General features: G+C 71.3%; 10 protein-coding genes. 3 read left to right on the plus strand and 7 right to left on the minus strand.

Annotation, left to right across the window (positions count from 1 at the left end):
• Position 1 precedes the first annotated feature (1 nt).
• From pgl to tkt, 5 genes are read right to left on the minus strand one after another with little or no spacing between them, the layout of a single operon-like run.
• Positions 2-784, minus strand: coding sequence for a 6-phosphogluconolactonase (gene pgl, locus ACIBAF_RS19460; protein WP_399464439.1), 783 nt, complete (start codon positions 782-784; stop codon positions 2-4).
• Positions 781-1,986: a glucose-6-phosphate dehydrogenase assembly protein OpcA gene (gene opcA / locus ACIBAF_RS19465; protein WP_399464440.1), complete on the minus strand. Its 1,206-nt coding sequence runs from the start codon at positions 1,984-1,986 to the stop codon at positions 781-783. The genes pgl and opcA overlap by 4 nt, the downstream gene beginning before the upstream one ends.
• Entirely contained in the window at positions 1,983-3,521 is a 1,539-nt protein-coding gene (gene zwf / locus ACIBAF_RS19470) for a glucose-6-phosphate dehydrogenase (protein WP_399464441.1), read from the minus strand. The genes opcA and zwf overlap by 4 nt, the downstream gene beginning before the upstream one ends.
• Before the next feature lie 4 nt (positions 3,522-3,525).
• Entirely contained in the window at positions 3,526-4,644 is a 1,119-nt protein-coding gene (gene tal / locus ACIBAF_RS19475) for a transaldolase (protein WP_399464442.1), read from the minus strand.
• A 33-nt stretch (positions 4,645-4,677) separates the two neighbouring features.
• On the minus strand, positions 4,678-6,765 hold the full coding sequence (gene tkt, locus ACIBAF_RS19480; RefSeq protein WP_399464443.1) for a transketolase: 2,088 nt from the start codon (positions 6,763-6,765) through the stop codon (positions 4,678-4,680).
• Positions 6,766-7,120: 355 nt separating this feature from the next.
• Between tkt and ACIBAF_RS19485 the strand changes: the two genes are divergently transcribed.
• From ACIBAF_RS19485 to ACIBAF_RS19495, 3 genes are all read left to right on the plus strand, one after another.
• Positions 7,121-8,074: a heme o synthase gene (locus tag ACIBAF_RS19485; protein ID WP_399464444.1), complete on the plus strand. Its 954-nt coding sequence runs from the start codon at positions 7,121-7,123 to the stop codon at positions 8,072-8,074.
• Between the two features lie 99 nt (positions 8,075-8,173).
• Complete coding sequence (locus ACIBAF_RS19490) at positions 8,174-8,530, plus strand: hypothetical protein (protein ID WP_399464445.1); 357 nt, start codon at positions 8,174-8,176, stop codon at positions 8,528-8,530.
• Between the two features lie 80 nt (positions 8,531-8,610).
• Positions 8,611-9,717 carry an amidohydrolase family protein gene (locus ACIBAF_RS19495; RefSeq protein WP_399464446.1) on the plus strand — a complete coding sequence of 369 codons (1,107 nt, stop codon included), beginning with the start codon at positions 8,611-8,613 and terminating at the stop codon, positions 9,715-9,717.
• 90 nt (positions 9,718-9,807) lie between these two features.
• On the opposite strand, the gene ACIBAF_RS19500 is transcribed toward ACIBAF_RS19495, so the two are convergent.
• Complete coding sequence (locus tag ACIBAF_RS19500) at positions 9,808-10,824, minus strand: heme A synthase (protein WP_399464447.1); 1,017 nt, start codon at positions 10,822-10,824, stop codon at positions 9,808-9,810.
• 55 nt (positions 10,825-10,879) lie between these two features.
• Complete coding sequence (locus tag ACIBAF_RS19505) at positions 10,880-11,650, minus strand: ABC transporter permease (protein ID WP_399464448.1); 771 nt, start codon at positions 11,648-11,650, stop codon at positions 10,880-10,882.
• Positions 11,651-11,677: the final 27 nt, after the last annotated feature.

Genomic DNA, 11,677 nt, shown 5'->3' on the forward strand with positions numbered 1-11,677 from the left:
GTCAGGGAGACGCCGGCGGGTACAGCGACCTCGGGAGCCGGGAGGCCGCCGCCGTGTCCAGGAGCCACAGGGTGCGGGCGCGGCCCTGGGCGCCCGCCGCGGGGGCCTGGATCTCGCCCGCGCCGGACAGGGCGATCGCCGCGGCCTGTGCCTTGTCCTCGCCGGCCGCGAGCAGCCACACCTCACGGGCCGCCCGGATCGCCGGGAGGGTGAGGGTGACTCGGGTCGGCGGCGGCTTGGGCGCACCGCGTACCCCGACCACCGTGCGCTCGGTCTCCCGTACGGCCGGCAGCTCCGGGAAGAGCGAGGCCACATGGGTGTCCGGGCCGACGCCCAGCATCAGGACGTCGAAGGTGGGCACGGCGCCGTGGTTCTCGGGGCCGGCCGCGCGGGCCAGCTCCTCGGCGTAGGCGGCCGCGGCCGCCTCCACGTCGGCGCCGTAGGGACCGTCGGACGCGGGCATGGCGTGCACGCGCTCGGGGTCCACGGGGACGGAGTCCAGCAGGGCCTCGCGGGCCTGCGTGACGTTGCGCTCGGGGTCGCCCTCGGGCAGGAAGCGCTCGTCGCCCCACCACAGGTCGAGCCGGGCCCAGTCGACGGCGTCGCGGGCGGGCGCGGCGGCCAGCGCGGCGAGCAGGCCGTTGCCGTTGCGGCCGCCCGTGAGGACCACGGACGCGTGGCCCCGGGAGGCCTGCGCGTCCACGATCTTCGTGATGAGGCGGGCCGCGGCGGCCTGCGCCATCAGCTCCTTGTCGTGGTGCACGACCAGCTGGGGAGTGCTCACGGCGAGTCCGCTTTCCTGACCGGAGGCATCTGCGCCGGCGTGGGCCGCTCGGCCTCGCCCTGACCGTGACTCTGGCCGTGACTCTCGCCGTGGCCGTGGCCGTGGCCGTGACCTGGGCCCTCGCCCCTGCCCGCCGGGGCGACGGACGGCCGGTCCGGCGCAGACGGCCGGCCCGCGCCCGTCGCGGCGGTCGAGGCCGCCGGATCCGGCACCGTACGGACCGGGAGCGACGGCACGGGCTGGGAGGCTGCCGCCTCGACCCGCTCCGCCGACTGGATCCCGCCCAGCCGGTCCACGCCGAACCGCAGCGCAGACGCGTACGTGTCGTCCGGGTCGAGCCTGCGCAGTTCCTCCGCGAGCAGCTCGGACGTCTCGCGGCGCTTGAGCGCCACCGCGCGGTCCGGCTGGCCCGGCAGCGCCAGCGTGGCCATCGCGCCGTCCGAGCGGTGCAGCGTGATGGGGCCGCCGGTCGTCTCCATCCGTACCTGGGTCAGGCCGGGACCGGCGGAGATCGCGCGCCGGACATGCACATGGAGGCGGTCGGCGAGCCACATGGCGAGCAGTTCGACGCTCGGGTTGGACTCCTCGCCCGCCACCTCGGCGGACACGATCTCGGCGGTGACCTGGTCGAGGGCGGCGGCCAGCATCGAGCGCCACGGGGTGATCCGGGCCCAGGCCAGGTCGGTGTCGCCCGGCTCGTAGCTCTCGGCGCGGGCCCGCAGTTCGCCCACGGGCTTCTCCGCCGCGTAGCTGTCGGTGACCCGGCGCTGGCCCAGGGCGCCCAGCGGGTCGCCCGCCGGGTCGCGCGGGGCGTCCACCGACCACCAGACCACCACCGGCGCGTCCGGCAGCAGCAGCGGCAGGACGACCGACTGGGCGTGGTCGGCGACCTCGCCGTACAGCCGCAGGATGACCGTCTCGCCGGTGCCCGCGTCCGCGCCCACCCGTACCTCGGCGTCGAGGCGGGACTGGGTGCGGCCCCGGGGGGAGCGCGAGACGCGCTTGATGACCACGAGCGTGCGCGAGGGGTGCTCGTGCGACGCGTCGCCCGCGGCCTTCAGGGCGTCGTAGGCGTTCTCCTCGTCCGTCACGACGACGAGGGTGAGCACCATCCCGACGGCGGGCGTGCCGATGGCCCGGCGGCCCTGCACCAACGCCTTGTTGATCTTGCTGGCTGTGGTGTCCGTGAGGTCTATCTTCATGGCCGGCGCCAGCTCCGTCCGTCTCGTGCGAGCATCTCGTCGGCCTCGACGGGCCCCCACGTGCCCGACGGGTACTGCGCGGGCTTGCCGTTCTTGTCCCAGTACTGCTCGATCGGGTCGAGGATCTTCCAGGACAGCTCCACCTCTTCCGTGCGGGGGAAGAGGTTCGAGTCGCCCAGCAGCACGTCGAGGATGAGGCGCTCGTACGCCTCGGGCGAGGACTCCGTGAAGGACTCGCCGTAGGCGAAGTCCATCGACACGTCCCGGATCTCCATGGAGGTGCCGGGAACCTTGGAGCCGAACCGCACGGTGATGCCCTCGTCGGGCTGGACGCGGATGACGATGGCGTTCTGCCCGAGCTCCTCGGTGGCCGTGGAGTCGAAGGGGGAGTGCGGGGCGCGCTGGAAGACCACCGCGATCTCGGTGACCCGGCGGCCGAGGCGCTTGCCGGTGCGCAGGTAGAAGGGGACGCCCGCCCAGCGGCGGTTGTCGACCTCCACCTTGATGGCGGCGTAGGTGTCGGTCTTCGACTTGGGGTCGATGCCGTCTTCCTGGAGGTAGCCGACGGCCTTCTCGCCGCCCTGCCAGCCGGCCGCGTACTGGCCGCGCACGGTGTCGCGGCCGAGGTCCTTCGGCAGCCGTACGGCCCCGAGCACCTTGGTCTTCTCGGCGGCCAGCGCGTCCGCGTCGAAGGAGGCGGGCTCCTCCATCGCGGTGAGCGCCATGAGCTGCAGAAGGTGGTTCTGGATGACGTCACGGGCGGCGCCGATGCCGTCGTAGTAGCCGGCCCGGCCGCCGATGCCGATGTCCTCGGCCATCGTGATCTGCACATGGTCGACGAAGGACCGGTTCCAGATCGGCTCGAACATCGTGTTGGCGAACCGCAGCGCCAGGATGTTCTGGACGGTCTCCTTGCCCAGGTAGTGGTCGATGCGGAAGACCTGGTCCGGGGCGAAGACCTCGTGGACGACCTGGTTGAGCTCCACGGCCGAGGCGAGGTCGTGGCCGAAGGGCTTCTCGATGACCGCGCGCCGCCAGGAGCCGCCCTTCTGGTCGGCCAGCCCGTGCTTCTTCAGCTGCTGGATGACCACCGGGAAGGAGCGCGGCGGCACGGACAGGTAGAAGGCGAAGTTGCCGCCCGTGCCCTGCGCCTTGTCGAGCTCCTCGATCGTCGAGCGCAGCCGCTCGAAGGCGTCGTCGTCGTCGAAGGTGCCCTGCACGAAGCGCATGCCCTGGACGAGCTGCTGCCAGACCTCCTCGCGGAAGGGCGTGCGGGCGTGCTCCTTGACGGCGTCGTGGACCTCCTGCGCGAAGTCCTCGTGCGCCCACTCGCGGCGGGCGAACCCGACCAGGGAGAAGCCCGGCGGCAGCAGACCCCGGTTGGCGAGGTCGTACACGGCGGGCATGAGCTTCTTCCGGGACAAATCGCCCGTGACGCCGAAGATGACCAGGCCCGACGGCCCCGCGATACGCGGGAGCCGTCGGTCGGCAGGGTCACGAAGCGGATTCGCTCCGGAACCGGAATGAGGCGACAAGATTTCAGCCCTCCGAGGGGGCGAGGCGTTCCAGCTCCGCCTCGGTCGACTTGAGCAGGTCGTTCCAGGACGCCTCGAACTTCTCGACGCCCTCGTCCTCCAGCAGCTGCACCACGTCGTCGTAGGAGATCCCGAGCTTCTCGACGGCGTCGAGCTCGGCGCGGGCCTGCTCGTAGGTGCCGGCGACGGCGTTGCCGGTGATCTGCCCGTGGTCCTCGGTGGCGAACAGGGTCGCCTCCGGCATGGTGTTGACCGTGTTCGGCGCCACCAGGTCGTCCACGTACAGGGTGTCCTTGTACGCGGGGTCCTTCACACCGGTGGAGGCCCACAGCGCACGCTGCTTGTTCGCGCCCGCCTTCTCCAGCGCGCTCCAGCGGTCGCCCGCGAAGACCTCTTCGTACGCCTGGTAGGCGAGGCGGGCGTTGGCGACGCCGGCCTTGCCGCGGGCGGCCTTGGCCTCGTCGGTGCCGAGCGCGTCGAGCCGCTTGTCGATCTCGGTGTCCACGCGGGACACGAAGAAGGACGCCACGGAGTGGATCAGGGACAGGTCCAGGCCCTTGGCCTGCGCCTTCTCCAGGCCTGCCAGGTAGGCGTCCATGACCTCGCGGTAGCGCTCCAGCGAGAAGATCAGCGTGACGTTGACGCTGATGCCGTTGCCGATGACCTCGGTGATCGCCGGCAGTCCCGCCCTGGTGGCCGGGATCTTGATCAGCGTGTTGGGCCGGTCCACCAGCCAGGCCAGCTGCTTGGCCTCGGCGACCGTCGGCTTGGTGTGGTGCGCCAGGCGCGGGTCGACCTCGATGGACACCCGGCCGTCCTGGCCGCCGGTGGCGTCGAAGACCGGGCGCAGGATGTCGGCGGCGTCCCGGACGTCCGCCGTCGTGATCATGCGGATGGCCTCTTCGACCGTCACCTTGCGGGCGGCGAGGTCCGACAGCTGCTGGTCGTAGCCGTCGCCCTGCGAGATGGCCTTCTGGAAGATCGACGGGTTGGTGGTGACGCCCACGACGTGCTGCTGGTCGATCAGTTCCGCGAGGTTGCCGGACGTGATCCGCTTGCGCGACAGGTCGTCCAGCCAGATCGCGACGCCTTCCTCGGAGAGGCGCTTGAGTGCGTCTGTCATGGAATTACATCTCCTACGTGTCGTATGTGAGCGTCAGCGCTGGGCGGCGGTGAGGGATTCCCGGGCCTGCGCGGCCACGTTCTCCGCAGTGAACCCGTACTCCTGGAAGAGGACCTTGCCGTCGGCGGAAGCACCGAAGTGCTCCAGGGAAACGATGCGACCGGCGTCCCCGACGTACTTGTGCCAGGTGAGACCGATGCCCGCCTCGACCGAGACCCGGGCCTTGACGGACGGGGGCAGGACGCTGTCCCGGTACCCCTGGTCCTGCTCCTCGAACCACTCCACGCAGGGCATGGACACGACGCGGGTGGGCACGCCGTCGGCCTCCAGCTGCTCGCGCGCCTCGACGGCCACGTGCACCTCGGAACCGGTCGCGACGAGGATCACCTCGGGCGTCCCCGTGGAGGCCTCGAACAGGACGTAACCGCCCTTGGCCGCGTCCTCGTTGGGCTCGTACGTCGGCACGCCCTGGCGGGTGAGGGCCAGACCGTGCGGGGCGCCCTTGCCGAAGACCTTCGTCCAGCGCCTGAGGATCTCGCGCCAGGCGATCGTGGTCTCGTTGGCGTCGGCGGGGCGGACGACGTTCAGGCCCGGGATCGCGCGCAGCGACGCGAGGTGCTCGACCGGCTGGTGGGTGGGGCCGTCCTCGCCGAGACCGATGGAGTCGTGCGTCCACACGTACGTCACCGGCAGGTGCATGAGGGCGGACAGGCGTACGGCGTTGCGCATGTAGTCGGAGAACACGAGGAACGTGCCGCCGTAGATGCGGGTGTTGCCGTGCAGCGCGATGCCGTTCATCTCCGCGGCCATGGAGTGCTCGCGGATGCCGAAGTGGATCGTGCGGCCGTACGGGTTCGCCTCCGGCAGCGGGTTGTCCGCCGGGAGGAACGACGACGTCTTGTCGATCGTCGTGTTGTTGGAGCCGGCGAGGTCGGCGGAACCGCCCCACAGCTCGGGGATGACCGCGCCGAGCGACTGGAGCACCTTGCCCGACGCGGCGCGGGTGGCGACGCCCTTGCCGGGCTCGAACACCGGGAGCTTCTCCTCCCAGCCGGCGGGCAGTTCGCCCGCGGCGACGCGGTCGAACTCGGCGGCGCGGTCGGGGTTGTTGTCCCGCCACTGCTGGAAGGACTTCTCCCACACCGCGCGGGCCGCCTGGCCGCGCTCCAGGGCGCCCCGGGTGTGGCCGATGACCTCGTCGGCGACCTCGAAGCTCTGCTCCGGGTCGAAGCCGAGGACGCGCTTGGTGGCCGCGACCTCGTCGTCGCCGAGCGCCGAGCCGTGCGCGGCCTCGGTGTTCTGCGCGTTCGGCGCGGGCCAGGCGATGATCGAGCGCATCGCGATGAAGGACGGCTTGTCCGTCACCTGCTTCGCGGCCTCGATCGCGTCGTAGAGGGCGTGCGGGTCCAGGTCGCCGTCCGGCTTGGGGGCGACGCGCTGCACATGCCAGCCGTACGCCTCGTACCGCTTGGCGGTGTCCTCCGACACGGCCGTCTCGGTGTCGCCCTCGATCGAGATGTGGTTGTCGTCCCACAGCAGGACGAGGTTGCCGAGCTTCTGGTGACCGGCCAGTGAGGACGCCTCGGCGGAGATGCCCTCCTGCAGACAGCCGTCACCGGCGATCGCGTAGACGAAGTGGTCGAACGGCGACTCGCCGACCGGGGCGTCGGGGTCGAACAGACCGCGCTCGTAGCGGGCGGCCATCGCCATGCCGACGGCGTTGGCGACACCCTGCCCCAGCGGGCCGGTCGTCGTCTCCACGCCCGTGGTGTGGCCGTACTCCGGGTGACCCGGCGTCTTCGAGCCCCACGTGCGGAACGACTTCAGGTCGTCCAGCTCCAGGCCGAAGCCGGCCAGGTACAGCTGGGTGTAGAGGGTCAGGGACGAGTGGCCCGCGGACAGCACGAACCGGTCGCGGCCCACCCAGTCGGCGTCCGCCGGGTCGTGCCGCATCACCTTCTGGAAGAGGGTGTACGCGGCAGGCGCCAGGCTCATGGCCGTACCGGGATGGCCGTTGCCGACCTTCTGTACGGCATCGGCGGCCAGGACGCGGGCCGTGTCGACGGCCCGCTGGTCCAACTCGGTCCACTCGAGGTCTGTGGTGGTCGGCTTGGTGCTCACCCTGGGTCAGGGCTCCTCTCCACATGTCACGCATGTCGAATGCCGGTGCACGCGGCGCCCACCGGCCGTTGTCGAGCCTACCCCCGACAGAACGTGCATTTTTTCGAGTCATTCCAGACTGCCGGGACTCTTCGGGATCCGCCTCCCGACCGGTGTGTTTCCTGTTCGGCAAGTGAATACGGAGCCGCTCGTACGAGTGCTCAACGGAGTGGCCCTCGGCTCTTCCGGCGCCGCCGTCCAACACGACCCCACCCCCGCGAATAACGGGGTATGGGCAACGTCTACAGTGGCGTGGTACGCGCGAGCCTTTACCCCGTATTCACATGGGCGGGCTCGCTGGGAGTCTCTGTCAGGGGTGTGCGTGACGGCCGTTGAATCCCGTCCACTGGGGATTATCGGGACGAGCCAGAGCCCGAGCCGGCGGCCGTTCGGTGCCCGGGTCAAGGCGTTCGTGGCGCTGACCAAGCCGCGGATCATCGAGCTGCTGCTGATCACCACCGTCCCGGTGATGTTCCTGGCGCAGCAGGGCGTTCCGGACCTCGGCCTGGTGCTGCTGACCTGCCTCGGCGGCTACCTCTCCGCAGGCGGCGCGAACGCGCTGAACATGTACATCGACCGCGACATCGACGCGCTGATGGACCGCACCTCGCAGCGCCCGCTGGTCACCGGGATGGTCAGCCCGCGTGAATGTCTCGCCTTCGGCATCACCCTCGCGGTGGTCTCGACGCTCCTGTTCGGTCTGACCGTCAACTGGCTGTCCGCGTGGCTCGCCCTCGGCGCCCTCCTCTTCTACGTCGTCGTCTACACGATGATCCTCAAGCGCCGTACCTCGCAGAACATCGTGTGGGGCGGCATCGCGGGCTGCATGCCGGTGCTGATCGGCTGGTCGGCCGTCACCGACTCCGTGTCGTGGGCGCCGGTCATCCTCTTCCTCGTCATGTTCTTCTGGACGCCGCCGCACTACTGGCCGCTGTCCATGAAGGTGAAGGACGACTACGCGCGCGTGGGCGTGCCGATGCTGCCGGTCGTCGCCTCCAACAAGGTCGTCGCCAAGCAGATCGTCCTCTACAGCTGGGTGATGGTCGTCGTCTCGCTGCTGCTGACCCCGCTGGGCTACACCGGCTGGTTCTACACCTCGGTCGCGCTGGTGGCCGGCGGCTGGTGGCTGTGGGAGGCGCACGCGCTGCAGACCCGCGCGAAGGCGGAGGCGACGGGCGGGAAGCTGAAGGAGATGCGGCTGTTCCACTGGTCCATCACCTATGTGTCGCTGCTGTTCGTGGCGGTCGCGGTGGACCCCTTCCTGCGGTAACCGGCTTTCCGGGACGGCCGGGGTGCGGCCGGGGTGCGTGGTCAAGGCCACGCACCCCGGCCGTCGCCGTTTGATCTACCCGTCGGTAGCATCCTCGTCATGGCAGACAGCAAGCAGGTTGACCAGGGCGCCGACGCCAAGCGGACGGCCAAGGCCGAGCGCCGGGCGGCCCGGCTCGCCCAGCAGATCAGCGCCTTCTCCAAGGAGCACGGCGGGGCCGAGAGCCAGGTCGCGTACATCGGCGAGCGCGGCGCCCGCATCGTCCTCGTCGGCGAGGACGGCGGCTGGGGCGACCTCGTGGCCCCCTCGGTGGAGATCGCCCACCAGGCCGTCGAGAAGGCCGGGCTCACGCTCCACGAGTCCTTCGACGGCGAGTTCGCCGCGAAGGTGAAGACCGGCCCGTATGAGTGGAGCCGCATGGCGGGGATCCAGGTCGGCGGCCCGAAGAACAGCTGAAGGACTCCTTCGGCACTACCTGACACCCGGTTCACCCGTTAGGACCTCAGGAGCACGAGGTCCAGTCCCGGGGAGTCCGGATGATCGAAACGCCGTCCTTGGTGGACCAGTACTGCCACGGCGTCCTGAGAACGGAGCTGGGTCTCGGCACCTTCGAGGCCCAGCTGGCGCGTACCGAGGGCCCGCCCGCCCCGGGTACGACGCTCTTCGACACCCAGACCGGGTTCGCGGTACGCCGTTGGTGTCCCCCGCTGCTCGGCCTGGAAGCGCACGCCCCGCCCGCCCGGTATCTGGCCCGGCGTCGTGAACTCGGCGTACTGGAAGCGGGCCGTCGGCTGCTGCGCGGCAGCGGCGTCACCACCTACCTGGTCGACACGGGCCTGCCCGGCGACCTCACCGGACCGGACGAGCTGGCCTGCGCGGGAGCGGCCGAGGCCCGCGAGATCGTCCGCCTGGAACTCCTCGCCGAACAGGTCGCCGACACCTCCGGCACCGTCGAGTCGTTCCTCGCCAACCTCGCCGAGGCGGTCCACACGGCCGCCGCGAACGCCGTGGCCTTCACCTCCGTCGCGGGCGTCCGGCACGGCCTGGCGCTCGCGCCCGAGCCGCCCGGGCCGGGGGAGGTGCGGGGCGCGGCGGGCCGCTGGCTGGCCGCCCGCCGGGTCGGCGGCGAGCTCAGCGACCCGGTGCTGCTACGTCACCTGCTGTGGATCGCCGTCGCCTCGGGACTGCCCCTGCAACTGCACGCGGGCCTCGGGGCGCCCGGGGCGCGCATCGACCGCACCGACCCCGTGCTGCTTACCGACTTCGTCCGCGCGACGGCCGGCCTGGGCACCGACCTCGTGCTGCTGCACGGCTACCCCTACCACCGCCACGCCGCCCACCTCGCCGGCGTCTTCCCGCACGTGTACGCCGACTCCGGCGCGGCCCTGGTGCGGACCGGCGCCCGCGCCGCGACGATCCTCGCGGAGATCCTGGAACTGGCCCCCTTCGGCAAGATCCTGTTCTCCAGCGGCGCCCAGGGACTGCCCGAACTGCATGTGGTCGGGGCGCGGCTGTTCCGCGAGGCCCTGTCACGGGTGCTGGGCGCCTGGGTCGCGGAGGGGGCGTGGTCGCTGACGGACGCGCAGCGGGTGGCGGGACTGATCGCGGCGGGCAACGCGCGCCGGGTGTACGGCCTGAGCTGAGGCGTACCGACCACGGCGCCCGCTCCACGGGGGGCGGCCGGGCCGGACCGGGATCCGGCCCGGGACCAGTCCCGGGCCGACCCGCCCGCGTCAGCGGGAGGTCGCCTCGACGCGGCCGGCGGGCCTGGGCAGCTGGAGGTCCACGCCGTCGACGGCGGGGCGTTCGCGCAGCGCCAGCAGCACCCGCAGGACCGCGATCCACACCAGGCAGGAGCCGAACATGTGCACCCCGACCAGGGCCTCGGGGAGATCCGTGAAGTACTGGACGTAGCCGATGACGCCCTGGGCGAGGAGCACCAGGAACAGGTCCCGGACACGGTCCAGCGGGCCCTTGGGGGAGTCGACCGCCTTCAGGACGAACCACAGGGCGAAGGTCAGCGTCACGACGATCCACGCGAGCACGGCGTGCAGCTTGCTCACCGTCTCCCAGTCCAGCGGCATCCGCTCGACCTCGCTGGAGTCGCCCGCGTGCGGGCCGGAGCCGGTGACCACGGTGCCGACGGCGATCAGCAGCGCCGAGGCGCCGACCAGGAACCACACGAGCTGCTGCACGGACTTGCCGACCAGCGGCTGGGGCGCCCCGTCGCCCTCGCGGGTGCGCTGCCACATCAGTGTGGCTACGGCGGTGAGCGCCGAGGCCAGCAGGAAGTGCGCCGCGACCGTGTACGGGTTGAGTCCGACGAGCACCACGATGCCGCCGAGGACCGCGTTGCCCATGACGAGCCAGAACTGTGCCCAGCCCAGCCGCGTCAGGCTGCGGCGGTACGGCTTCTCGGAGCGCGCGGCGATGATCGCCCAGCCGACGGCCGCGCACAGCACGTACGTCAGCATGCGGTTGCCGAACTCGATGGCGCCGTGGAAGCCCATCGCGCTGGTCGCGGTGAGCGAGTCGGCGGTGCACTTGGGCCAGGTCGGGCAGCCCAGACCGGATCCCGTGAGGCGTACGGCGCCGCCGGTGACCACGATGACCACCGACATCACGAGCGCGAACAGGGCCGCCCGCTGCACCGTCCGGGGGGTGGGGGTCCAGCGTTCGGCGATGAAGGCGAGGGGGTTGCGCACGGCGGCTACGGCGTCGGCACGGGTCACGTTTGGCACGCCTCCCATCGTAGGCGGCTGCTTGTGCACGCTTTCACGAGGGGCCCCCGTCGGTCGTGTGTCCTTACTCCCAGCGGAAGAACCGGCCGGCCGCCGCGAGCCCGACGACCGCCCAGACCGCGAGGATCCCCAGGTCGGCCCAGGGCATGCCCGCGCCGTGCTGGAGGACGTCCCGCAGGCCGTCCGAGAGGGCCGAGATGGGCAGCAGACCGAGCACGTCCTGAGCGGCGGGCGGGAACTTGTCGAGCGGGACGATCACCCCGCCGCCCACCAGCAGCAGCAGGAAGACCAGGTTGGCCGCGGCCAGCGTCGCCTCCGCCTTCAGGGTGCCCGCCATCAGCAGGCCGAGGCCCGAGAAGGCGGCCGTGCCGAGGACCAGGAGCAGCAGAACGGCCACGGGGTTCCCGTGCGGGTCCCAGCCCAGCGCGAAGGCGATCACCGTCAGGAGGATCACCTGGAGGACCTCGGTGACCAGGACCGACAGCGTCTTCGCCGTCATCAGGCCCCAGCGGGGCAGCGGCGAGGAGGCGAGCCGCTTCAGGACGCCGTAGCGGCGTTCGAAGCCCGTCGCGATGGCCTGACCGGTGAAGGCCGTCGACATCACGGCGAGCGCGAGGACGCCGGGGGTGAGGAAGTCCACCGCCTCGCCCGCGCCGGTGTCGACGATGTCCACGCTGCTGAACAGCGCCAGCAGAAGTGTCGGGATCACGACGGTGAGCAGCAGTTGCTCGCCGTTGCGCAGGAGCATCTTCGTCTCCAGCGCCGCCTGCGTCCCGATCATGCGGGGCAGGGGCGCGGCCCCGGGGTTCGGCGTGTAGGTACCGGTGGCGGTCACGAACGCAGCTCCTTGCCGGTCAGCTCC

The organism is Streptomyces sp. NPDC051677, from assembly GCF_044453465.1.
Lineage (GTDB): Bacteria > Actinomycetota > Actinomycetes > Streptomycetales > Streptomycetaceae > Streptomyces.

Bases quoted from the DNA above. Each gene is read 5' to 3' on its own strand.
- opcA (WP_399464440.1), bottom strand. From the start codon at position 1,986: ATGAAGATAGACCTCACGGACACCACAGCCAGCAAGATCAACAAGGCG.
- tal (WP_399464442.1), bottom strand. From the start codon at position 4,644: ATGACAGACGCACTCAAGCGCCTCTCCGAGGAAGGCGTCGCGATCTGG.
- ACIBAF_RS19490 (WP_399464445.1), top strand. From the start codon at position 8,174: ATGGCAGACAGCAAGCAGGTTGACCAGGGCGCCGACGCCAAGCGGACG.
- ACIBAF_RS19495 (WP_399464446.1), top strand. From the start codon at position 8,611: ATGATCGAAACGCCGTCCTTGGTGGACCAGTACTGCCACGGCGTCCTG.
- ACIBAF_RS19500 (WP_399464447.1), bottom strand. From the start codon at position 10,824: ATGGGAGGCGTGCCAAACGTGACCCGTGCCGACGCCGTAGCCGCCGTG.